At 27.2% G+C, this 24811-nt stretch carries 22 protein-coding genes and 9 tRNA genes; 28 read left to right on the top strand and 3 right to left on the bottom strand.

The annotated features are described in order from the left end of the window. Positions 1 to 122: 122 nt before the first annotated feature. The 7 genes from nusA to DMC14_RS00385 all read left to right on the top strand — a co-directional run bounded on the left by nusA (position 123) and on the right by DMC14_RS00385 (position 6505). Positions 123 to 1721 (top strand): transcription termination factor NusA, encoded by a 1599-nt coding sequence (nusA, locus tag DMC14_RS00415; protein ID WP_116171870.1) that lies wholly within the window; start codon positions 123 to 125, stop codon positions 1719 to 1721. Then, positions 1708 to 2004, top strand: coding sequence for a YlxR family protein (locus tag DMC14_RS00410; RefSeq protein WP_116171869.1), 297 nt, complete (start codon positions 1708 to 1710; stop codon positions 2002 to 2004). Before nusA ends, DMC14_RS00410 begins: the two co-directional genes overlap by 14 nt. Further along, entirely contained in the window at positions 1965 to 3770 is a 1806-nt protein-coding gene (gene infB, locus DMC14_RS00405) for a translation initiation factor IF-2 (RefSeq protein ID WP_116171868.1), read from the top strand. Before DMC14_RS00410 ends, infB begins: the two co-directional genes overlap by 40 nt. 1 nt (position 3771) lies before the next feature. Next, on the top strand, positions 3772 to 4098 hold the full coding sequence (gene rbfA, locus DMC14_RS00400) for a 30S ribosome-binding factor RbfA (protein ID WP_116171867.1): 327 nt from the start codon (positions 3772 to 3774) through the stop codon (positions 4096 to 4098). A 10-nt stretch (positions 4099 to 4108) separates the two neighbouring features. After that, positions 4109 to 5935 carry a tRNA uridine-5-carboxymethylaminomethyl(34) synthesis enzyme MnmG gene (gene mnmG, locus DMC14_RS00395; RefSeq protein ID WP_175393432.1) on the top strand — a complete coding sequence of 609 codons (1827 nt, stop codon included), beginning with the start codon at positions 4109 to 4111 and terminating at the stop codon, positions 5933 to 5935. Next, positions 5935 to 6366, top strand: a complete 432-nt coding sequence (locus DMC14_RS00390) for a 23S rRNA (pseudouridine(1915)-N(3))-methyltransferase RlmH (RefSeq protein ID WP_116171866.1) — start codon at positions 5935 to 5937, stop codon at positions 6364 to 6366. Before mnmG ends, DMC14_RS00390 begins: the two co-directional genes overlap by 1 nt. A gap of 47 nt (positions 6367 to 6413) precedes the next feature. Next, positions 6414 to 6505 (top strand) — tRNA-Ser (locus DMC14_RS00385). Positions 6506 to 6550: 45 nt separating this feature from the next. Here the strand turns inward: DMC14_RS00385 and DMC14_RS00380 are convergent. Next, entirely contained in the window at positions 6551 to 7081 is a 531-nt protein-coding gene (locus tag DMC14_RS00380; protein WP_116171865.1) for a cysteine hydrolase family protein, read from the bottom strand. A gap of 182 nt (positions 7082 to 7263) precedes the next feature. Between DMC14_RS00380 and DMC14_RS00375 the strand changes: the two genes are divergently transcribed. The 8 genes from DMC14_RS00375 (at position 7264) to DMC14_RS00340 (ending at position 7943) form a co-directional block, all read left to right on the top strand. Further along, a tRNA-Pro gene (locus DMC14_RS00375) sits at positions 7264 to 7340 on the top strand. 5 nt (positions 7341 to 7345) lie between these two features. Further along, positions 7346 to 7422: transfer RNA gene (locus DMC14_RS00370), tRNA-Ala, on the top strand. Positions 7423 to 7427: 5 nt separating this feature from the next. Continuing rightward, positions 7428 to 7504, top strand: a tRNA-Met gene (locus DMC14_RS00365). 31 nt (positions 7505 to 7535) lie between these two features. Next, positions 7536 to 7611: transfer RNA gene (locus tag DMC14_RS00360), tRNA-Ile, on the top strand. 4 nt (positions 7612 to 7615) lie between these two features. Next, positions 7616 to 7706, top strand: a tRNA-Ser gene (locus DMC14_RS00355). Between the two features lie 6 nt (positions 7707 to 7712). Beyond that, positions 7713 to 7787, top strand: a tRNA-Met gene (locus DMC14_RS00350). Position 7788: 1 nt separating this feature from the next. After that, positions 7789 to 7865 (top strand) — tRNA-Asp (locus tag DMC14_RS00345). A 2-nt stretch (positions 7866 to 7867) separates the two neighbouring features. Further along, positions 7868 to 7943, top strand: a tRNA-Phe gene (locus DMC14_RS00340). An 80-nt stretch (positions 7944 to 8023) separates the two neighbouring features. Here DMC14_RS00340 and DMC14_RS00335 read toward each other — a convergent pair. After that, a complete protein-coding gene (locus tag DMC14_RS00335) occupies positions 8024 to 9178 on the bottom strand; it encodes a glycoside hydrolase family 16 protein (RefSeq protein ID WP_116171864.1) in 1155 nt (384 codons plus the stop codon). A 192-nt stretch (positions 9179 to 9370) separates the two neighbouring features. Here DMC14_RS00335 and DMC14_RS05655 point away from each other — a divergent pair, with 192 nt between their 5' ends. Then, entirely contained in the window at positions 9371 to 10123 is a 753-nt protein-coding gene (locus DMC14_RS05655; protein WP_137412646.1) for a PQ-loop domain-containing transporter, read from the top strand. Positions 10124 to 10173: 50 nt separating this feature from the next. Here the strand turns inward: DMC14_RS05655 and DMC14_RS00325 are convergent, their stop codons facing one another. Continuing rightward, positions 10174 to 10515 carry a YigZ family protein gene (locus DMC14_RS00325; protein ID WP_116171862.1) on the bottom strand — a complete coding sequence of 114 codons (342 nt, stop codon included), beginning with the start codon at positions 10513 to 10515 and terminating at the stop codon, positions 10174 to 10176. A gap of 37 nt (positions 10516 to 10552) precedes the next feature. Here DMC14_RS00325 and DMC14_RS00320 point away from each other — a divergent pair, with 37 nt between their 5' ends. The 12 genes from DMC14_RS00320 (at position 10553) to rplL (ending at position 24698) form a co-directional block, all read left to right on the top strand. Then, positions 10553 to 11455, top strand: a complete 903-nt coding sequence (locus DMC14_RS00320; protein WP_116171861.1) for an RluA family pseudouridine synthase — start codon at positions 10553 to 10555, stop codon at positions 11453 to 11455. Between the two features lie 49 nt (positions 11456 to 11504). Further along, positions 11505 to 12449: a hypothetical protein gene (locus DMC14_RS05650; protein ID WP_116171860.1), complete on the top strand. Its 945-nt coding sequence runs from the start codon at positions 11505 to 11507 to the stop codon at positions 12447 to 12449. A gap of 19 nt (positions 12450 to 12468) precedes the next feature. Continuing rightward, a complete protein-coding gene (locus DMC14_RS05645; protein WP_116171859.1) occupies positions 12469 to 13572 on the top strand; it encodes an ABC transporter permease in 1104 nt (367 codons plus the stop codon). 17 nt (positions 13573 to 13589) lie between these two features. Further along, entirely contained in the window at positions 13590 to 14177 is a 588-nt protein-coding gene (locus DMC14_RS05640) for a hypothetical protein (RefSeq protein WP_116171858.1), read from the top strand. 161 nt (positions 14178 to 14338) lie between these two features. Then, on the top strand, positions 14339 to 14755 hold the full coding sequence (gene rpsL / locus DMC14_RS00300; protein ID WP_116171857.1) for a 30S ribosomal protein S12: 417 nt from the start codon (positions 14339 to 14341) through the stop codon (positions 14753 to 14755). A 29-nt stretch (positions 14756 to 14784) separates the two neighbouring features. After that, positions 14785 to 15255, top strand: coding sequence for a 30S ribosomal protein S7 (rpsG, locus tag DMC14_RS00295; RefSeq protein WP_116171856.1), 471 nt, complete (start codon positions 14785 to 14787; stop codon positions 15253 to 15255). Between the two features lie 33 nt (positions 15256 to 15288). Then, positions 15289 to 17382: an elongation factor G gene (gene fusA, locus DMC14_RS00290; protein WP_116171855.1), complete on the top strand. Its 2094-nt coding sequence runs from the start codon at positions 15289 to 15291 to the stop codon at positions 17380 to 17382. A gap of 82 nt (positions 17383 to 17464) precedes the next feature. Continuing rightward, complete coding sequence (locus DMC14_RS05635; protein ID WP_116171854.1) at positions 17465 to 18340, top strand: MAGa3780 family membrane protein; 876 nt, start codon at positions 17465 to 17467, stop codon at positions 18338 to 18340. 226 nt (positions 18341 to 18566) lie between these two features. Beyond that, a complete protein-coding gene (locus DMC14_RS00280; RefSeq protein ID WP_116171853.1) occupies positions 18567 to 20744 on the top strand; it encodes a putative immunoglobulin-blocking virulence protein in 2178 nt (725 codons plus the stop codon). Between the two features lie 27 nt (positions 20745 to 20771). Further along, entirely contained in the window at positions 20772 to 23573 is a 2802-nt protein-coding gene (gene mip, locus DMC14_RS00275; protein WP_116171852.1) for an Ig-specific serine endopeptidase MIP, read from the top strand. Between the two features lie 230 nt (positions 23574 to 23803). Continuing rightward, complete coding sequence (gene rplJ, locus DMC14_RS00270) at positions 23804 to 24301, top strand: 50S ribosomal protein L10 (RefSeq protein ID WP_116171851.1); 498 nt, start codon at positions 23804 to 23806, stop codon at positions 24299 to 24301. Between the two features lie 22 nt (positions 24302 to 24323). Further along, positions 24324 to 24698: a 50S ribosomal protein L7/L12 gene (rplL, locus tag DMC14_RS00265; RefSeq protein WP_116171850.1), complete on the top strand. Its 375-nt coding sequence runs from the start codon at positions 24324 to 24326 to the stop codon at positions 24696 to 24698. Positions 24699 to 24811 lie beyond the last annotated feature (113 nt).

The raw sequence follows: 24811 nt of genomic DNA, 5'->3' as shown, positions 1-24811 counted from the left end.
ATTTTTGTTAAAAAAACAAGAAAATATATTAAAATAAGTACATACTATTTTTAATTGAGATTAAAAAGGGTTGGCCTAGTGCCGATCCTTTTTGCATAAATATATACTATGAAGGAGTAAAGATGAGTTTCAAAAGTAGCAATGATACTTTAAAAACAAAACAAATTTTTGAGGCAATTTACAATGTTGCTCAAATAAAAAAAATTGACGAAGATGTGGTTATTGATTTATTTAAATCTGCTGTTGAGCAAGTTATCATAGGACAATATGATAGGGATGCTGAATTAGAATTTATTATTGATAAAAATAACAAAAACTTTACTGTTATTAACCATACAAAAGTAGTTGTATCAGAACCAAAAACTGATGATGAAATAGACAACTTTTATCCCTGTATTGAAATAACTTTAAAAGAAGCGCAAGCATTGGACCCTAAAATAAAAGAAAAAGATATAATTTCTGCTGAAATTGATTTTGAAAGATTTCGTAAAAAAGATTATCAAAAAATATTAAGTATTTTCAATCAACAAATTAGAGAACTAGAAAAACAAAAAACTTTTGAAAAATATCAAGTGTTAATCGGTACAGTTGTGAAAGCTAGAATTTTTAATATTTCAAAAACTGGCACATTGTTGGAATTATATGATGGAACTCCGGCTTATATGTCGCCTTCCACAACTAACCAAAGATTACTATCAAATTTAAAACCTGGAGATGTTCTAGATGTTTATATTGAAGATGTAAAACCAGAATCAAAAAATGCACAAGTATTAGTTTCATCAGTAGAATCAAAACTTATTAACAAACTTTTTGAACAAGAAATTCCCGAAGTTTCACAAGGTTTTATTGAAATTGTTAAAGTAGTTAGAATTCCTGGAGAAAGAGCTAAAGTCGCAATAAGAAAAACTGAATTGGCTCCTTTTGCATTAGAAGAATTAGGAACAGTTATTGGTAAAAACTCAGAAAGAATTGAAGCTATCTCTCGTCAAATTAATAATGAAAAAATTGATGTAGTTTTATTTGATGAGGATAAAAAGAAATTTGTTATGAATGCAATAAGCCCTTCTAGAGTTATTGATATTATTGAAAAAGAAGATTCATTGACTCAATTTCCTAGTTATACAGTTATAGTTCCTAATTTTCACCATACTTTAGCAATTGGCAAAAAAGGTCAAAATGTTCGTTTAACTTCAGAATTAACTAAAACAAGATTAGACATAATTAGCCAAGATCAAGCTGATAAAATGGGTATTCAATATACATTTGACAATGCCAATATAACTGAAGAACAAGCCAAACTTAAATATGAGGGCAAAAGAATTGATTTATCTTCTAATACAAGAAGAAAATACAAATCTAATAATTCTTATCAAGAAAATACATTTAACATTGCAGAGTTTGATGCAGATTTAGCAGAACTTAGACAAAAAGCACAAGAAACAGACCATTTATTTGAAAAGCAATTATACGAATCTAATATTGATGACGATATTGAAAAAGCCTTACAAGAAATAGAAAATATGGCTGGAGCAAATGATAATGATTACGATATATATTCAGGAGATGTAGAATCAAGAAAACAAAAATTAAGAAATAATAAGGAAGAAGAAGATTATGAAAAAATAACTTCTACAAAATTAAAAGATTTCAAAAAAGATGAAGATTTGAGTGCTGGGTTAGAAGATTTAGATTTAAGTGATTTAGACAATGAAGATTGATAAAAATTATTTACGTAAATCAATAGTTGATGGAAAAATTTATCCAGTGCAAGAATTAATAAGATTTGCAAAATTTAATAACAATTTTTACTTTGATCCAAATTTTGAATTAGGTGGCCGTGGTGCATATTGTTTAAAATCAAAAGATCAAATAGAGACTTTGTTTAGAAAAAAACTTTTAAATAAAGCATTTAGACAAAATATAGATCCAGAAATTTATGAAAAATTAAGAAAAGAGGTGAATTTATGGGTAAACAAAGAAATAGTAAAAGAACATCTAATGTAAGTAGCATTAAAGAGAAATTAAATACAGTAGAAACTAAAGTTCAAGATGGAGTGTTTATTTTTAGTGGTCCTTTAACAATTGCAGAATTTAGTTTAAAAATTAAAAAAAATTCAGCGGAGATATTAACTTATTTTTTTAAAAAAGGAATTATAAAAACTATCAATACTTCTCTTAACGAAGAAGAAATAGCAGAACTATGTTTAAATTATGATTTAGACTTTAAAAAAGAAGAAGTAGTGGATGCTGAAAATCTTTTTGACAAATTAGAAGTTGCCGATGATCCTAACGATCTATTTCAAAGATGTCCTATTGTTACAATAATGGGGCATGTTGATCATGGTAAAACAACATTAATTGATCAAATTAGAAAAAGCAATATTTTAGCTTCTGAATTTGGCGGAATTACTCAACATACCGGTGCATATCAAGTTGAATACAACAATAGAAAGATAACATTTTTAGACACACCAGGTCATGAAGCTTTTACTGAAATGCGTTTAAGAGGAGCTAAAGTTACAGATATAGTTGTAATAGTTGTCGCTGCTGATGATGGTGTTAAACCACAAACAATTGAAGCTATTGATCATGCTAAAGCAGCAAATGTTCCAATAATTATATTTGTAAATAAAATGGATAAACCAGGTGCTGATGTTGAAAAAATTAAAAGTCAAATGAGCGAACAAGATATTATTTGTGAGGAATGGGGCGGACAAAATCAATTTATTTATGGGTCAGCTATTAATAATCAAAATATTGATAAATTACTTGAAGCTATTTTCTTACAAGCAGACTTGTTAGATTTAAAAGCTAATTTAAATAGGGACGCTTTTGGAACAATTATTGAATCTAAGATTGATAAAGGTCGAGGATCTGTTTCTACTGTTATTGTTGAAAATGGAACCTTAATGCCTAGAGATTTTATTGTTGCTGGCGGTCAATATGGTAATATTCGTAGTTTATTATCAATAGAAGGCAAACCATTACAAAAAGTATTACCTGGAACTCCCTGTGTAGTTACAGGTTTAAATAAAAACCCTCTTTCTGGAGATAGATTTATTGTTATTAGTGATGAAAAATTTGCAAAAAAATTAGCGGATGAAAAATTATATATTGAAAAACAAAAAGAATTAAATGAAAAAAATGCCTTTACATTTAAAGATGGTAAAAAAACGTTAAATATAATTATTAAGACTGATGTTCAAGGAACGGCAGAGGCTATAAAGCAAACATTATTAAAAATAGGCAATGAAGAAGTTTCAGTTAATGTTATAAGAGCTACAGCAGGTGAATTAACAAGAGCAGATTTATTGTTAGCTGACACTTCAAATGCCCGAATATATTCGTTTAACATTAGTGTTCCTAACGATATTAAAAAAATGGCAGAAACAAAAGGTATCAAAATTGTTTCACACAATATTATTTATAAAATAGTTGAAGAATTAGAATCAATAGTAAAAAATTTAAAAGAACCAGTTTACGAAGAAAAGCAAATTGGCTTAGCAGTTATTATTCAAAAGTTCTTTTATTCTAAGGTTGGAGCTATAGCTGGATGCAAAATGTTAGAGGGTCAAGCCAAGGAATACTGCAAAGTGGAAATTATTAGAAGAGGCAAAAGTATATTTAAAGGTAATATAGATTCTTTAAAAAGAGAAAAAAATGATGTTAAAGTTGTAGAAAAAGGTTTCGATTTTGGCACACACATTAAAGATTTTGATAAAATAGAAGTAGATGATGAATTAAAATTTTATGAGGATGTATTAGTTTAATATGAACACAATTAATCACGAAAGAAAAACTCAACTATTATTAGAATTAATCGGTAATAGTTTTTATGAATTAAAAGATTTTGACGTAGCAAATATTGCTATAAACGATGTGATTTTATCAACAGATGGATCGCATGCAAAAGTATTTATTACTTTATTTAGAGATAAAGAAAGATATTTTGAAAAAATTACAGCAATGGCTCCATTTATACGTTCAATTGTTGCTAAAACCTGAAAGTATAAAAAACTACCAGAATTGGTGTTTATGATTGACACAGTTGAACCTTCAGCTGCAAAAATTGAAAAAATTTTAAAAGAAATTAAATAGGTATAAAAAAATGATTAATAAAGAGTATGATGCCATTGTAATTGGTGGTGGTCATGCTGGAATCGAAGCAGTTTTTGCTTTAGCAAAAAGAAATTTAAAAGTTGCCCTAATTACCTTAAATATAAAAAGATTAGCAATGTTACCTTGTAATCCTTCTATTGGTGGATCTGCAAAAGGGATAATTACCCGAGAAATAGATACACTTGGAGGAGTCCAAGGTATTTTTGCTGATAAATCTATGATACAAATTAAGATGCTAAATACATCTAAAGGCCCAGCAGTTTGGTCTTTACGAGCTCAAATTGATAAAGAAAAGTATTCAGAAATTATTTTAGAAGCAATTCAAAAAGAAAAAAACATAACCTTAATTGAAGATGAAGTTGTTGATTTAATTGTGCAAAATAATAAATGTTTAGGAGTAGAAACATTACAAAATAATGAAATTCATTCAAAAGTAACAATAATGACAACTGGAGTTTATATGAACTCTAGAATACTTAGAGGAACAGATATAAAGAACGATGGACCAGATGGAGAAAAAAACAGTTCAGTTTTATCTCAAAATTTGGCTAAATATGGTTTTGAAATTCAAAGATTAAAAACTGGAACACCTTGTCGTATATATACTGATAGTATAGATTTTTCAAAAGTTGAACAAGAAGTATTAGATAAAACTGAATTACATTTTTCTAAACACTCTAATATAAGGTTAGATGAACAGACATCTTGTTTTTTAACTCACACTACTCCTAAAACAAAAGAAATAGTTTTAAAAAATTTAGATAGAAGTTCTTTGTATTCAGGTATTATTGTTGGAATAGGTCCTAGATATTGTCCAAGCATTGAAGATAAAATAGTTAGATTTCAAGAAAAAGAAACACATCATGTATTTTTTGAACCAGAAACATCTAGAGGCGATATTATGTATATCAACGGTCTTTCAACCTCAATGCCAGTAGATGTTCAGGATGAAATGATAAGATCTGTTCCTGGATTAGAAAATGCAAGAATTCAAAAATATGGTTACGCCATTGAATATGATGCAATTAATCCTCTTGAACTTTATAAATCTTTAGAATCTAAAGTTTTAGAAAACTTCTTTTCAGCTGGACAACCTAATGGTACAAGTGGTTATGAAGAAGCTGCAGCCCAAGGTTTAATAGCTGGTATAAATGCTGCAAATAAAATTCAAAATATGCCAAGTTTAGAAATAAAACGTTCTGATGCTTATATTGGAGTTTTAATTGATGATATTGTAACAAAAGGTACTTCTGAACCATATAGAATGCTAACTAGTAGAGCAGAATATCGTTTATTATTAAGAAATGATAACGTGGACGAGAGATTAGTTCAATATGCTTATGATAATAAAATGATATCTAAAACAGAATATGAAGAAGTAATTAATAAATATAAATATATTCAAAAAACAATTGAGGAATTAAAAAATAAATTTATTTCTTCAAAAAGTGAAATTGGTATTAAGTATAATGTAGTTAATGGAATTTCTTATTTAAAATTATTGGCCAACCCTGCTGTGGACCCTATTGATATTTTGGGAACAAATTATCCTTATATTGATGAAATAACAATTCAAGTTAGATTATTTGGTTACTTAAAAAAACAAGAAACAGCTGCAGAAAAAATGATAAGATTAGAAAAATTGAAATTGCCAAAAGATATTGATTATTGAAAAGTTGAAAATTTAGCAACAGAAGCAAGACAAAAATTGAATAAAATTAAACCTTCTACTATTGGCCAAGCCACAAGAATTAGCGGAATAAATCCAGCCGACATTCAAATGCTTATGTTTTATTTAAATAATAGGAAAAAATAATGAAAATTAATATAATTGCAGTAGGGTCATTATCTAGCGAATATAAAAAAATATATGATCAATACCTTAAAAAAATTTCTTTTCTAGCTAATTTAAATTTAATTGAAATTAAAGAAGTAATCAATGAAAATATTGATTTAAAAATTGCAAAAGAAACAGAAATGATTTTTTCTAAAGTTCCAAAGAATTCAAAAATTATATATTTGTCTTTAAAAGGAAAACAAATGTCGAGCGAAGAATTTTCAGATTTATTTGTTGAAGATAATATGACTTTTGTAATAGGTGGCTCTAATGGAGTTCAAGAAGATAAATTTCAAAATAAAATTAATTTTTCAAAAATGACTTTTCCTCATCAACTTTTTAGAATAATGTTAGTTGAACAAATATATCGAAGTTTAGCGATTAAAAAAAATATTAAATATCATAAATAAAGATATTTAAATATATATTAAAACAATATATAATTTTTATGGTTTATGGGCAATTACCCAAGAGGCTGAAGGGGACAGTTTCGAAAACTGTTAGAAGTCAAATAGACTTGCAAGGGTTCAAATCCCTTATTGCCCGCCATATCTAAAAATTAGTAAAATATTGAGCATAACGCCCAATATTTTTTTATTTTATTTTTATTCCTGCATTGTTCATTAAATTTAAAGCATTGTTATGATATTCAATTCTATTGTGATCTTTTGAATTAAAAGTATCTACCAAATTCTTAAAAACAACTACATCCTTATTAATATTTTTAAAATTTAAATAAGTTTTTAATGTTAGAGCAAATTGTAATATGCAAATATCTGTACAACATCCTATAATCTCAAAAGTATCAAATTCTTCAAAAATACTTTTATTTTCTATAGCAAAAAAAGAATTAGTTGTATTCTTTTTTATTATTGTTTTCGCATAAGGTTTTAATTCTTCGACAACTTCAGATTCTTCAGTACCACTTAAGCAATGTAAAGGATAAACTTCCATTTCAATATCATTTTTTGAATGATTATCATTTATAAAAACAATTTTATTTTCTTTATTTTTTTCTAAATAATTTTTTATATTAGGAACAATTTTATTGATATCAGAACTAGCCAAATTTCCTTTTATACAAAAACCCTTAACCATATCTATAACAAAAATTATTTTTTTCATTACAAACCACCTTATTTTTTTATTTATTATTAAATATAATAACAAATATTAAATCTTTATATAATATTAAATTGCTAATAAATAATTTTGTGTTTAATTGATACTATAAAATTAATAAAAAAATTAACAAATAAAAAAAATAATATATAATAATAAAGCATTTAAGCAATTAACACGTGTGTGGAGAAGTAGCTCAGCTTGGTAGAGCACTTGACTTGGGCTCAAGCGGTCGCAGGTTCGAATCCTGTCTTCTTCACCATTTATGGGGGGGTAGCTCACCTGGCCAGAGCGCCTGCCTTGCACGCAGGAGGTAGAGGGTTCGAGTCCCTTCCTCTCCACCATTTATGGCACTGTAGCTCAGTTGGTTAGAGCGTCCGGTTCATACCCGGAAGGTCAAGAGTTCGACTCTCTTCGGTGCTACCATATGCAAAAACCCATACGGGAAAAATAGTTAGGACCCATAGCTCAATGGTTAGAGCAACCGGCTCATAACCGGTCGGTTACAGGTTCGAGTCCTGTTGGGTCCACCATTTTGGGCAATTACCCAAGAGGCTGAAGGGAGCAGTCTTGAAAACTGCCAGGGGCTTCACGGCCCGCGGGGGTTCAAATCCCTCATTGCCCGCCATTATATAGCGGAGTAGAGCAGGGGCAGCTCGTTGGGCTCATAACCCAAAGGTCATTGGTTCAATTCCAATCTCCGCAACCACGGTCCAGTGGTAAAGTGGTTTAATACGCTTCCCTGTCACGGAAGAGATCGCGGGTTCAATTCCCGTCTGGACCGCCATTGGCTCTGTAGCTCAGTTGGTAGAGCAACGGACTGAAGCTCCGTGTGTCGCTGGTTCGATTCCTGCCGGAGCCACCATTTCAGAAATGACTTAACACCGAAAGGTGTTTTTTTTATTATTTAAATAATAAAAAATAGCAATTTTAGCTAGTTGTCAATTACTGTTTATTATAAATAAATTCGTCACTTAAAAAACTTTCCTTGCCACTGAAATCAACAGCAGAAATTTGAATAGAATAATTTCCGTTATTTTTTATTTCTTCAAATTTAAACTGATTTAAAGAAACTGTTTTAAATAATTTTTTATTTAAATAAATATTGTATTTTTCAATTTCATAATCATCTTTTGGTTTATTTCAATAAAGAAATTTACTATTTTTTGATTTAAATATTTTATTAATTTTTTCCGGTATTATTTTATCTACTTTTTTATAATCAAATTCATAATATCTTACATAATCAACATCAAATGAAATAGGAAAAATATTTTCATCTATACCTTTTTTGCCTGCTCAAGTTCCGCCGATTGCTAAATTAAGTATTAAATAAAATTCTTTGTCAAATGGAAAAACTTCTTCATAGGCTCTTTCCACATCCCTTTCTTTATTTTTTAAATATTTTGTTTCAAAAATTTTTGTGTTGTCAACATATCATTCCAATCTATCGGGATATCAAATAAATTCATAAACTAAAAAGCGATCTGATGAGTTTATTAAATAACTAGAACCAATTTGAGTCTTATTTTTGTGATTATGCTGACCTGTATGAATAGTTTGAAAAATTTTAGATTCGTCAAAACCGACATATTCCATTATATCTATTTCACCATAATGTGGCCATTCAATATTTTTTTTATTCACAGGCAACATTCAAATTGCAGGCCAAGTACCTCTACCTTTTGGGTTTTTAGCTTTAATTTGAAGACGCCCATATTTAAAAGATTTTTTATCTTTTGTAATCAGTTTAGCTGAAGTATAATGTTTTCCATGATATTCTTCTTTTTTAGCTATTAAAGAAAGTATCGAGTCTTTTATAATAATATTTTTATCAGTGTAATATTGTTTTTCATTGTTATGATTGTTTTTTCTTATTTGTTGTGTCCACTTATTTTCATCCAATTTATTATTATCGAATTCATCAGCTCATGTGCAAACTCAATTATTATCTAAGTATGGAACCTTAGCATTAGCCAAAGGTTCAATAAAATTATTTTCTTTTTTTTGACAGCTAACTAAAGTTGAAATGCATGCTATTGGTAATGCTGTTAAAAAGGATGATAGACCCAACAATAATTTTTTCATTTTTCTTTTCATAATAATCCCCAATTCATATTTTATTTTATATTATTCATATAATAATAGAAAAATAAAAAATAAAATTTTAAAAACGATTATTTTTTTGAATAATTTTATTAAAAGTAGTGTATTGTGCCAAAAATAGAAATTAAAAAAATATTATTATATAATAATAAGGCTTTTAAATTTAAATAAGAAAGGGGATTTATTATGTCAATTGCTGCGCAGGTGTTTGGATATATTGGTGCGATTATTACAGTTGGATTAGGTATTCCTCAATTGGTTTATCAACTGAAAGCAAAGAAAACAGGAAAAGTTAATTTTTTTTCTTTTTGAATTTTTTACATTGGTTTGTTAATGTGAACTGCTCTTGGAGTATGACATAATAATGACGCAACTTCAATTAGTATTTTTGTTTCAAATTTTATTTGTGGCATAATATATACTTTTACCATGTATTTTTTATATCATTTTTATTCTAAAAAAACAAAACATATGATGACTGGTGTTATTTCTTCAATATCTACAATAGCTGGTATTTATTTAATTTTATTTATAGCTTTTATATTAAGATGAACAATACCTACAAAATTTGCTAAATTAGACGGGGTAAATGCTTTGATTATTTCGTTGATAGCTCCAGCTTTTACTACATTGGCCTTTTTACCTCAATTTATTACAGGGATGAGAAAAAAAGACTTTCATGGAGTAAGCCCTTATATGGCTTTATTGTTTTTATTTAATTGCGTTGTATGATTATTACATTTTATTTTTTCAGTGGTTTCAAAAGATGCTGAATTAATTAATGTAGTTGGTATGATTGTTTGACAATGCATAAGTTTTACTATAAATTCTTTACAATTTATTTATATTAAAAAATACAGTAAAGGCGAAGAAAAAAATGAAACAATTGAAATGCAAAAAATAGATGAAAAAACAAAAGAAGTTTTATTTCAAAAATAAGTGGTTTTTAAAAATCTAATAATAAAAAAATAATGTAGGATATTTTTTTATTAAAATAATAGTTTTCCTGCTTGCAAATATGCTCTTAATAAATTGCTTTTTCCTAATTCTATACCTCCAAAGTATCTAACTATAACAATTAATTTATTTATTATTTTTTTGTTTTCAAGTAAATTGTACAAGGGTCTTCCTGCGACTCCCTTTGGTTCATTATCATCGCTGAATCCGCTTAAAATAGTGTTATTTTGTTCAATAATAAAAGCATATACAACATGTTTAGCTTTTTTATGCTCTTGTTTTATTTTTAAAATAATTTGTTTTACTTCTTCTTTAGATGAAACATTAAACAAAAAAGGATAAAATTTGGATTTTTTTATTTCTAACAACTTCATATAGATAATTATAGCAAAATGTTATAATTTAAAGATTATGGTAAAACTAATAGCTACTTATTCAGAAAGAATAGATAAATATATTACAAACAATTCAACAATAACTAGGAATGATATTCAAGAATTAATATCTCAAGGAGCTGTTTTTGTTAATGGTATAAAAATAAACAAAAATAAATATATTGTTAAAGAAAATGATGCAATTGAAGTAACTAAATTATTAGATAAACAAACAACTGTAGAACCCCAAAATATAGATATTGATATTATTTTTGAAAATGAAGACTATTTAGTAATAAATAAACCTTCCGGAATGACTGTTCATCCAGCTCCAGGACATTATGATAATACTTTAGTTAATGCTCTAATGTATCATTTTAAAAATAATTTAAGCGATGTAAATGGTTTGTTAAGATTGGGTGTAGTTCATAGAATCGATAAAGATACAAGTGGTCTTTTGATTATTGCCAAAAACAACGCAACACATAATTATTTTGCTTCTTTATTGAAAGAACATAAAATAGATAGAACATATATTGCAATAGTTGATGGCAAAATTGCTAATAAAAAAATGCATATTGATTTGCCAATAGCAAGGGATACTAAAAACAGACAAAAATTTACAGTTTCGCAACAAAATGCTAAAAATGCCTACACAATGATAGAAGTTTTAGATTATCTAAAAATAGATAATAAAGAAAAAACTCTTATTAAATGTAATTTAAAAACAGGGAGAACACATCAAATACGCGTTCATTTAAACTATATAAAACACCCTATTTACGGAGATCCAATATATAATAAAAAAATAGATGATTTTAATCAAAGGCTGCATGCTATGCAACTCGATTTTGTAGATAATAAAGGAAAAATAAAGCATTTTGAAGCCCCAATTCCTAATATTATGTTAAAAGAAATTGAAGTCAATAAATTAAATTAACATATAATATATAATTTATATTATAAAATTTTACCAAAAGGAGGGTATTATGAGAGACATAGATTTGACAACTTATTCAACAACTGATCAATTGTATGAAGATCATAAGAAAAAGTTTAGTATAAGATGAATTCTTTTTACTATATTTTTATCAATTGTAACTTTATTGTTGTTAACTATTTTTATTGAATATGCAGTTAGAAAAGAAAGTTATATTCAGAACTACCTTGTAGCTATATCGCAATCAAATTCCAAATTAACTCCAACAGAAGTTCAAGGCTTTGCAAGACAAACATATGTAAGAACATTTATTATTTCTTTATTTAGTATGTTATTAGGAATAGCTATATTAGCATTTCATTTAGTATTTTGAATAAAATCATTAAAAGCGAAGGATTTTAGTGTTTATTCGCCTTGGCTATCAAGCATATATGCTTTTTTAATTTTTATAGTTGCAATTAATTTATTTTGAGGTATAGGTAGTTTATTTAACATACAAATTTGAAATATAAATAGAATATTAAATTTAGTTTACACAATTGCCTTACCAATAGGTTATTTTGTTTTTTATTGACCGTGTGGAAAAATTATTAAAATGTTTAGATATGTAAAAATTCAAGCACAAATGCAAAATTCTGGGGCACCAAACTTTGAATCATTTGCACAAATGATGCAACAAGAAAATTCTTCAAAAATTTCTAATAATATCGATCAAGCATTTATATCAACACAAGCAGATATAAATCAAAAAAATAATATTAATTATCGTGATCAATTAAATAGTTTAGATAATGAAAAACTAATTTTAATGGCAAATAAATTAAACATTTTTGGAGCAGAAGATTTGCCTAGGGAAAAATTAATTGACAAAATAATATTAATATTTGAAACAAACGAACAAAATAAAAATTCGAATTTAAACAAAAAAAATAGCATTGAAAAAAATTTGAATAAAGATTTAGAAAATTTAGATTCTTCTAAATTAGACGATTAAAAAAATGAAAGGAAGTAACATGAACGAAATTTTATATGATACAAGTTCAAGTGCTACAAGCACACAAAAAGCTTCGGGTTCATTTTTATTGTTTTCAGCTATTGTTACACTATTGATGATTGTTAATATGTATTTGTTGATTAAATATTTCATAAACTACAAAAGAACTATTGATAAAACTCAAAAAGTTTTGAGCGAGTATCTTGTTAAAGATTATATTCAAGGCCTTAGTTTTAAAAGTAATGCATTTTTTAATATTATAATAATTGTTTTGATTATTTTTTCTCAAGTATTTATTTCTTTATTTGCATTAGTAAGGGTATACAATAGTGGCAATGTCTCGTATGCACCGGTTTTTATAGCAGCTTATGAAATTGGTTTAATAATGCTTGGTGCTTTTGTAATATCTCATTTTGTATTACGCTATGTCAAATTTAATTATCCTCAATATAAGAATACAAATGAAGATGTTTATAATGAGCTTGTTTCCTTAAAAGAATTGAAAAAGGAAGCATTAGATAAAAATTATCCTAAAAAAATTAGTATTGATTTGAAGAAATTAAGGTCATCAAATGTGTTATTACCTAATGTTTTTTCGAAATGAATTGGTTTTTATAATGATATGAGTGAAATTGAATTTAAAAAACAATATCCTTTGTTTTTAAGCCAACTTTTTAAAATAAAATATTTTGCAGAAGTTAATGAAAGTATAGAAAAAGGTAAAAGTCTTAATATTGAAAGTGAAAAAAATAAATTAACTGTAGAACCTGCTAATTTAACAAAAATAGAAAAAGAAGTTCTTTGAATGGAACAAGCAGATAGAAAAGCAAAAATATTAAAAGAGACTGAAGATTTATCAAAAATGTCTAAAGAAGAATTTAATAAAAAATATGAAGAATATGTTTATTCTGCTCGTACAATTGATCCGCTTTATCAACCTGTTTCTAAAAATTCATGATTATTTTATCGTGATGCAGAAATTGAAGATTTATTTTACAATACAAATGTGTCAATTACTTACACAATGGATGAAGGCAAAAAAATAAATGAAGATATGCTTCCAGATTTTTTAATAAAATATCAAGATTATTTAATATCTAAGTTTTTATTAAATATAGAATAATAAGTAAAAATAATATTATGAAAAAAAATATTAAATGATTGCCTTTATTAGCTTTAAGCCCGCTGTTTGTGGCTCCTATGATGGTTTCTTGTGTTAAATTTGAAAATTTAAAGTATTCACTTTTAAATTATGTAAAAAATAAAGTATTTAATACAATTAAAGATGTAGATAATTTTTTTCCAAACACAACTGATCAGGATGTTATAGCTTTAAAAAATGACTTAAATGCTTTAATACAAGACTTAAAACAAAAACGCATTGATGAAGTAAATACATTTGAAAAACTAAAAGAAGAAGCCGAAACAAGAATTTCTAATATTATTAAACGTTTTAGTGATATTAAACAACAAAAAATAGATATTATTTCTCAATATTTAAAAAATATTAATGATTTCTCAGTTTGAACTTTAGCTAATATAATAAATCCAAAATATGAAGTTTTAACTAAAGAAATAGAAGAATATTTAAAAACGGAAAATAATATAGATTACAATCTCACTATTGAGGAATTAAAAAATAAAAATATTTTATTAGAAAAATTTATTAAAGAAATTAAAGATAAAAAGATAAAAATAGATAAAAAACACCTTAATTTAAGTGGCTAAATTACCACTTTTATTTTTTAACTTTTTAAAATATAAAAAATTTATAAAAAAATATGAAACACCGGTTTAGTTGTTGTATAATTTATAAGTATTTTTCAATTTAGTTAGAAAATACCAAACATTATTAAAAAAATTATTTTAAAAATAAAGAAAGGAAAAAAATGCCTACAGTTGCTCAATTAGTTAAACAAGGCCGTAGAGATAAAACTACAAAATCTAAAGCTCCTGCTTTAGGAAAAATGTATAACTCTTTACTAAAAAAAGAAAATGCAATTCCGGCGCCATTTAAACGTGGTGTATGTACTCGGGTTGCTACAATGACACCTAAAAAACCTAACTCAGCTATTCGTAAATATGCCCGTGTTAGATTATCAAATGGACAAGAAGTTACAGCTTATATTCCAGGAGAAGGTCACAATTTACAAGAACACTCAGTTGTTTTAATTCGTGGAGGTAAAGTTAAAGATTTACCCGGAGTAAGATATACAATTGTGCGTGGAACACAAGATGCTGCGGGAGTTAATAACAGAAAACAAGCTCGTTCAGTATATGGTACAAAGAAACCAAAAAGTAATTAATTAAAAAGTTAAATTAGAAAGGAAAAAATATGTCAAGAAAACATAAAGCACCAGTTAGAGATGTCTTAGCAGATCCAGTTTTTAACTCAAAGATTATTACTAAATTAATTAATACCATTATGTTAGACGGGAAAAAATCTGTTGCTGAAAATATCTTATATAACGCATTTGAAATTGTAAAAGAAAAAACAGGAAAAGATCCATTAGAAGTATTCAATATTGCTTTAGAAAATGTAAGTCCTCAACTTGAAGTTCGTTCAAGAAGAGTGGGTGGATCAAACTATCAAGTTCCATGTGAAGTTAGTGCAAAAAGAAAACAAACTTTAGCTCTAAGATGAATAATCCAATATTCAAGATTAAGAAACGATAAAACTATGGAAGAAAAGTTAGCACATGAAATTATTGATGCTTCAAATAAAATGGGTGGCGCAATTAAAAAGCGTGAAGATACTCATAAAATGGCTGAATCAAACAAAGCATTTGCTCACTTTAGATGATAATAATTTTATCAATTTATAAGAATAGGAAAAAATATGTCTAGAGAATATAAATTAGAAGATTATCGTAATATTGGAATTATGGCGCATATTGACGCTGGTAAAACTACAACCACAGAAAGAGTTCTATATCATACAGGTAAAATTCATAAAATAGGTGAAACACATGAAGGTGCTTCACAAATGGATTGAATGGCCCAAGAACAAGAACGTGGTATAACAATAACCTCAGCTGCTACAACAGCTTATTGAAAACATAAAAGATTAAATATAATTGACACCCCGGGCCACGTTGACTTTACTATTGAAGTTGAACGTTCACTACGTGTATTAGATGGAGCAGTAACTGTTCTTGATGCACAATCAGGTGTCGAACCACAAACTGAGACAGTTTGAAGACAAGCAACAAACTATAAAGTGCCTAGAATTGTTTATGTTAATAAAATGGATAAAATGGGTGCAAATTTTAAAGCATCAATTGAATCTTTAAGAAAATTATTAGGAGCAAATGCGCATGCAATTCAATTAAACATTGGAGAAGAAGCTCAATTTATGGGTGTTGTAGATTTAGTGACTATGAAAGCTTATGAATTTGATGGTTCGGTTGATGAAAATGTCAAAGAAATTGAAATTCCAGATCATTTAAAAGATGAAGCACATTTATTGCGTGCTTCGCTAGCAGAATCATTAGCAGATTTTGATGAAGAAATTATGGAATTATTATTAACTGAACAAGAAGTTTCTGCCGAATTGCTAAAGAAGGCGATTAGAAAAGCAACCTTAACATCTACATATTTTCCAGTAGTATGTGGAACATCATTTAAAAATAAAGGTGTTAAATTTATGTTAGATGCTGTTGTGGATTATTTGCCTAGCCCATTAGATATTCCAGCTATGAAAGCTTATAAAGGTGATGAAGAAATTAATATACCAGCTTCTGACGATGAATTCTTTTCATCATTAGCATTTAAAGTTATGAATGACCCATTTGTAGGAAATTTAACATTCTTTAGAGTTTATAGTGGAGTTATTACAAAAGGCTCTTATGTTGCAAACTCAACAAAGGGCGAAAAAGAAAGATTAAGTCGTATTTTATTAATGCATGCCAATTCAAGAACTGATATTGATGAAGTTAGAACAGGGGATATTGCTGCAGCTGTCGGATTAAAATATACAACAACTGGAAATACATTAATTGATGATAAACATAAAGATATAGTTTTAGAAAATATGAATTTTCCAGAACCAGTTATATCTCAAGCTATTGAACCTAAAACAAAAGACGCTTCTGAAAAATTATCTTTAGCATTACAACGTTTAGGAGCTGAAGATCCTACATTTAAATACTATACAGATGAAGAAACAGGCCAAACAATTATTGCTGGTATGGGAGAATTACACTTAGATATTATTGTTGATAGATTAAAACGTGAATTTAAAGTAGAAGTAAGTGTTGGAGCACCTCAAGTTTCATATCGTGAAACGATTACTAAATCAGCAGAAGTTGAAGGTATTCACAAGAAACAATCTGGTGGTAAAGGGCAATATGGTCACGTATGAATTAAATATGAACCTAATCCAGATGGAGGTTTTGAATTTGTTGACAAAATTGTTGGGGGTAAGATTCCTAAAGAATATATCAAGTCAATTGAAAAAGGTCTTAGAGAAAAAATGGACATTGGTATTCTTGCGGGGTACCCAATGATTGACATTAAAGCAACATTATTTGATGGTTCATACCATGAAGTCGACTCTTCAGAATTAGCATATAAAATTGCTGCTTCTAAATCGCTTACAAAAGGTCGTGAACAATTAGGAACAGTTTTATTAGAACCAATTATGGATGTAGCTGTTGTTGTTCCTGAAGATTTCTTTGGAGATGTTATGGGTGATATTTCAAGAAGACGTGGGCAAGTTCGTGATAACGAAACAAGAAATGATGGAGCACATGTTATTAAATCTTACATTCCTCTAAGCGAAATGTTTGGTTATGCAACTCAATTGAGATCTATGACTACAGGTCGTGGAACTTACCAAATGTGATTTGATCATTATGAAAAATTACCTCGTAATTTAGCAGATGAAATTATTAAAAAACGTGGTGGAAAAGTTTCATCTGATGAAGAATAATTTAAAATAATATATTAGAGACGCAAACATTTTGTGTTTGTGTTTTTATTTTTTAAGTATAATTTTTTTAAAAGGTAAGTATATGGAATTAACTAAAATTAAGAGAAGATTATTGCTTTCATTTGGAATTATAATTTTGTTATTAGTTTCTATTTCATTTGTTGGCGGATGATTTTCTATATCTAATAAAATGACAGAAGCTTTGTCTAAATTAACACAAAAAGAAAAGGAAAGAATTTTTAATTTAGATTTATTGCCAACTGTTTCAGGGGCCTTTTTTCAAGTTAGATTTACTTTTACATATGTTTCAAATATTCTTTTAGGCGCATCATTGATTTTGCTAGCAATAATGCCAAAATATGTTTGAATTAAAAGACTATTTTTCTTTTCAATAGTTTATATAACTATTACATTTACTATTTTTTGATTTATTATTGTTCCATATGTTTATTTCTTTGTTAAAGAAAGTAATAAAATACCATTAATTGAAATAATTCTTACATTTTTAGTTCATTTAATTAATCCTATTATCGGAATATCATTTTTTATTACTACTAGAAAAACGATAGTTTTAAATAAATATGATTTATATTTGTCTTCTTTGTTTTCATTTTTTTACTATTTTTTTACTGTAGCCGTTTACTTTGTTGGTATTAAGGTAGTCGATGAATTTTTGACTAATTTTAAAATATCTGAAAAAGAAAAAAACGGTTGGGATATATATATAAAACTTCAAATTACAATTTATCCAATGATGAATTTTAGAGAACCATGGGGTTATTCAGGTGATAGTATATTTTTAAAAGTTTTATTAAACTTAAGTTTTCCATCATTGTCTGTTTTGTTTACTATTTCAGTATCATGGTTTTGAAAAAGTGTATGTAAAATAAAACTTTATAATGAAAAAATAAAAAAAGATCAAGATTTTCTTAAATATAATAAATTTATAAAATTGTAAATTTTAAGTGAATTAATTAAAAACAAAATTTGTTTTTTTGTTTACCAAAATATGCAAAATAATTTGCTTTTATTGCATTTTTAAATACAAAAACAATTTTTTATAGGATTTTTCAATTTTTAAGTTTTAAAAGTATAAAATTAAATAAATTGAATTGCTTTTGGAACGAATATTTTAATTATTAAAATTAAAATAATGAAATATATAAAATGGGTAGGATGATATTATGTCTTTAATAAAGAAAAAAAAATATAGAATAACTTTACTGGTACTAGGTTTTTCTGGTTTGGGAGCCATAGGTATTGGTTCCGTAGTATATGCTTCTAATAAAAAAAATGCCAATGGAATAAGAATTAATAATTATAATGGAGCTAATCCAAATATTTTTGATAAAGGTATTGCTGATACAGACAATGCCAATGTTTCTTCATCAGATCAAAAACTAAAAGAAGCCCCAAAACCTCCAATTACTAAACCTGAAGATAAATTAAAACCACCTGTAGTAACACCAACTCCTACCCCTAAACCTAAACCTGATCCAAAACCTAAACCCCAAAACCCTGGTACCCAAATTATAACTATTGAAATTAATGGAGTTAAAGTATTAGCTGAAGTTACATCTCCTCCAAGTCGACCATTAGATGAAAGAGATATTAAAGCTGGTATTACAAATAGAAACCCTTATATTAGTACAATAGTTGGTGACATCAAAAATATTAAAGTTACCGATGAATTACGTAATGCCACTATGAAGAAATTAATTAGTTCTCCTGGAGCTGGGTTAAAAAGCTATTTTCCAAATTTTGTTGAAGATTTAAATTTAAAAAAAACAGAAATGTTTGACCCTGAACAACATATTAAAAATAATCAGCTAATTTGACAAAAATTGTTAGATAAATTTAAAAGATTACTTGATAGTCCTAAGGTAGTGAATTTTTTATTACCTGAAGCAAAGATTGAATATTTAAAGCCAAAGCAATTTTCAAGTGAAAATATTAAATATGCTTGATTAATTAAAAATTTAGATTACTCAAAATTTACGAAGTTAAGCAAGGGCGCCGAAGATAATCTTAAACAAGGATTTACTGCTTCGCCAGACAATGCTTATATTAATGAAAATGGAGAATTGGATTCTTATTCATATTCTCCGGCCCCAGGTTTTAATAAAGTTACTTCAAAATTAGAAAGAGACAATAAAGAAAGAAGAGTCTTTGGAATAGAGGGTTATTTTGGAAGAAGTCCTGATGATATATCTCAAGGTATTTATAAAGGCTGAAAAAAAGAAAACGCAACAAATGATCCTAAATTTAGAGAGTTTAATATAGGAAATGCTGATGGTATTTTAATTTCTAAATTGACAAGAGAAAAACCAATTGAAGGCAAATTAAATGAGGGCTATGTTATAGAAATAGATGCTGCAAATTATAGTGGTTATTTAAAAACAAAGGACTTAATAGAAGGTTTGAAACGTAAGGGGGTTAAAATAACTTCTTATCGTATTAAAAATATGGGTAAGAAAGATGCTAACCAAGAGTTTAAAGAAATATTAAGAGCCTTGCCTAATGAGTTACCACAATTAGAATTATTCTTTGATCATAGAGCAACTAATACTTCTTCATTGGTAGAATTAGAAAACAAACATATTAAGGAATTATCATTATTTACTTTAGGAAATTCTTTATTAGATGATTGATCAATAAACCCTTGAGCTCTTAAAAATGTTGAATGAGTTAATACAATTGATTATAACGTTAGTTGGGAAAATAAACAAGGAGCAGATATAGCTTCTAGAATCACTTTTAACACTTTAGCATTTGAAGAATCAGATATTTTAAATGGACCTGATAAGTATTCAAGAATTAATAAAGGGTTAAGAATGGCTTATTATGTAAGAAATAATGAAAGCGTATTTCAAGGTGGAATGGGACCAGGTTTAAATCCAGATAATAACGAAGGCGGTAATAGTTATCCAACTAGACTAGATCTTTCACGAGCACAATCTATTAGATCCTTAAAAGGATTGAAATTTTATGATTATATCAAATCATCTAATCAAAGACGTAAATTGAAAAATCTAAAATTATTTAGTAATAAATCTTATTATGAAATAAGTGGGAACGATCTTGATGGAGGACAATTTGATTCTGTTATGGCAATTGGCGAACCAGGAATGCCACCAACAAAAATTGAATTTAGTAATGGGTCAAATACTATAGGCGTTGCAATTACTAGTTCTCAAAGATTGTCATCATCTGCTTTATCAAATTTAAGTTATTTATTTAATTTATCTAGACTTGATAGAAAAGTTAAGGTTCCAGTAGGAGCTTTTGAATTAAAATCTCAATTAGAATTAAAAGGTTATAGTGTTTCATTTAATGATGGCGCTGAAGATACATTTAACTAATGTATACAAAAGAAAAATAGGTAATATATGAAAATAAATAAAAAAACAAAATTATTTTTAAGCTCAATAGCAGGTGTAGTAATTTTTGCTTCTCCAATTTTTTCGCTTATCTCTTGTGAAAATAAAAATAGCAATTCAAAAATATCGGTTGAAACACTAAAATCTAAAGTTGAAGATTTAAAGAAAAAAATACATGAATGACAACAAAAAGACAATAATGCTATTAATGAAAAATCATTTGTAGAAGCTCAAAATCTAATTGCCGAAATAGAAAAAAATATTAAAAATAAAGATTTAAAAGAAGAAAAAATTAAAAATTTTGATAAACAAATTGATGAATACAAAAAAAATATTGATAAAAATATTAATAATTTAGACAATATTGATCACAATACTGGTAAACCGAAAGCAGATAAAAATTTAGACTATTCAGATAAACAATTTGAAGAAGATATAAAACAAATAGCGCCTTTATCAGAATTAGAAGAACATTTTATTTTTTCTTTTGATTTATCAGGAAACAATAAAAAATCAATTTATCCTTCTCAATTGCAACGAAACATTTCAAGCTTAATTTTAAAATTCAAAAAAGATGATTTAAATGCAAAAATAGAATTAAATGTTGATAATGTAATTTTAGAAGATAATGCTAATATGACAGGGAATGCGAAATTTAATATTGTATTAAGAAACAGGGCTACCAATACTACTAAAAATTTAAATATTTTATTATCTGGCTTAGCTAATAATCCTGCTAATCAAGATTCCGAAGGGAATTATCCCAACTATAAACAAGGCAATAATTCAAATATTAATCAAAATGAAACAAGTAAATATATTGCGATGGACCAAAATAAACGTTTTGAATATGATAATAGCAACTATATGCAAGGCTTGAAACAATATTTACAACTTTCTGGCATTAATTCAATCAATGATTTAAGACCTTCTTTAAATGCTACAGAAGAACAAAAAAAGATTTTTAATGATTTAGCAGCTACTGTTAATCAAGATTCATATGATAATGCAGCATATAAAGGTTTTAGTTTAGTTTCTTATAAATCAAATGGCCAAATAGATGGTATTGAAATTAAAGATGGACCCGAAATGGGGAAACAGGGTTCTTGAGTTGATAAATTAGGTCAAAAAGACCCTAATAAAATTAATGGTTTAGCTAGAATGATACTAAATGACCATTATTTAAGAATGGCTATGCAAACATTTTCAATTTCTTTTTCTAATTTTAAAGATTTTAAAGAAGATATTAGTAAACTACAAAAAACTATTGAGTACTGAAAAGATCCTAATAATAAAAATGAATATGATAAGCTTGTAGCTCAAAAAATAAAAGATCTTGAAAAAAACAAGGAAGAAGTTAGGGCAGAATGAGATGATAGGATTCATAACAATAAAGATGTTCATTTAATAGAAGGATTAAAAAAACAAAAACAAGAAGCCTTAGAAGAATATGATAAAGCTATTGCAGATTATAGATCTCGCAGTCCTCAAGATGAAATTAAATTGTTAGAAGCTCAAATTAAAGATTTTAAAAAAAGAGCACAATCCAAAAAAGAAATGACAACAGAATCGGGAACAATGTGAATATTAGATTACCAAATAGATGATTCTAAGAAAAGCGATTCAAATTGATATCCAACAAAATGATATTTTGGTACAAATTCACATGTTGCTAAAGCTATTACTAATAATTTAAATGGTTTTTCAATTACTAAATTAAGATCAGATATTAAAGTGGGTCAAAAACTTCGTATATCACAAATGGATGATAATATTGTAAATTATAACTTTAATGATACTGGTGCAATTAGAAAAGTATTTGATGGTATTGATTATTTACAAACAAGCCCCTCTATGTATTTAACTGAAAAACAAAAAAACGAGTTATCTGATGTTGAAGAATTTGCTGATTTTGCTGTTTTGGAAATTGATTTTTCAAAAATTAAAGATTATTCTGCATTATCTAACGACCTTTTAGTAAATGAATTTGATAAAAACGATTTTAACTTTGCTAATAAAATTGCAAAAACAATAACAAATGATTATGCAAATGAAGAAAATAAATTAAATCATATTAAGTTTAGAAAAAAATCTTATTTAACAGATTACAAAGCGATAGATTTTCCTCTTAAAGGAAATATAAATGACTTAGACCTTCTTTATATTTTAGGTTGACCTTCTTCAAAAGAAGATTATTATTTAGAAAAATATATAGATGATGATCAAAGAAATAGAGAATTTCAATCAGGCGGAAACTTTAGTTTGTGAACCAATAGCCAATCTAAATATTATGGTATTAAAATTAACGACGGTTCTTATTCAAAAGAACAACTTGATCGAGGAGACTGACTATCGTATCAATTAGGATATAGAACATTTACTAATATGCCAGGGATAATTGACACATTTATAGGAGTTCCAAAGTTAGGAAAAGACTTTTATTATGTAGATGGCAAAAGATATGTCAATATGGCCTTAGCTTATAGTCCTCGTCGTTATGCACCAATTGGCGGGGCCTCGGGTTCTTCTGTTAGAAATCAAAATAATGAATTGATGGCTGTATATTATGGTTCAAATAAATTTATAAATGCAGGTTTAGCAGTAGCACTAAGATCAGAAGGTTTTGATTATAAAGGTTTATATGGAAGATATAATTTACCACAATATGACTTGATTTATGGTGGTGGTAGGGAACAAAAAAATTCTTATAGACAAGCTTTAAAAAACTTATATGAATCTCAAAATATTAAGACAAATCTTTTTAATCAAGGTTTGGAAGAAGAATTTGTTCCTGAAGATTTCAAATTCTAATTTAAAACGACAATAACACAATCTAAAATGGTTGTGTTTTTTAAATCAAACTTTTAAATTTAGGCTTTAATAAATAATTATCAGAAATTTATATAAATATATAAAATTAAAAAATATTTTTGTGGTAAGATATTAGCGCAATATATTAAGACAGTAACGGCATAAGCTTAATAAAGTTACCGAGTATGTTTACTTTTTTACATATTGCATAATCAAATATAGGAGGAAAAATGAGCGCTTTAAAAGATGCTAAAGTTTTAGTTGTTGATGAAATTTCTAAACACTTAAATGAGTCAAAAGCTTTTTATGTTGTTTCATATAAAACATTAGATGTTGTTTCATTACAAGTAATTCGTAGAGAGCTTGCTAAAATAGGCGTTTTATTAAAAGTTTATAAAAATCGTTTAGTAAAACAAGCTTTATTAAAAAGCGAACAAGCTACATTAAATGATCATTTACTAGGCCAAAACATTTTTGTTTTTGCTAAAGAAGATGACCTAAGTGCACTTAAAACTTTAGTTAAGTTCAAAAAACAATTCCCTGCCTTTCAATTAGTGGCTGGAATTTATGAAAATAAAGTAGTAGATGCAAAAGCATTAAACGAAATATCACAACTTCCTTCATACGAAGAATCACTTATGATTCTTGGAAATTCATTGCTTACACCAATTAAAAACTTAGCAATTGGGTTAAATGAATTAGTTAAACAAGGAAAAGTATCAGAATAATTAAACTATTAAGGAGAAAAATATGGCTAAATTAACAAAAGAAGAATTCGTTTCAGCACTTAAAGAAATGAATATTAAAGAAGTTATGGAATTAGTAGAAGGATTAAAAGAAGAATTTGGAATAGATCCTACCGCTATTGTTGCTGCCGCTGCACCAGCTGCTGCCGGAGAAGCTGCAGAAGAAAAATCAACATTTAACGTAACATTAAAATCAGATGGTGGTAATAAACTTGCTGTTATTAAAGCAGTTAAAGATTTATTAGGCTTAGGATTAATGGATGCTAAGAAATTAGTAGAATCAGCACCAGTATTATTAAAAGAAAACGTTAAAAAAGAAGAAGCAGAAGAATTAAAAGCTAAATTAACAGAAGTTAAAGCTGAAGTTGTTTTAGACTAAAAAATAATATAACAAAAACGGGCTTAATTAAGCCGTTTTTGTGTTTTTATTATATATATAACGCACATATGCGTTATACTACAAAAAATATAAATTTATACAAAAAATATAGA

This window comes from Metamycoplasma phocicerebrale (assembly GCF_003383595.3).
Classification (GTDB): Bacteria; Bacillota_I; Bacilli_A; order Mycoplasmatales; family Metamycoplasmataceae; genus Metamycoplasma; species Metamycoplasma phocicerebrale.
Note: the sequence above shows the minus strand (reverse complement) of the source record. Positions and strands in the feature narration are given on the sequence as shown.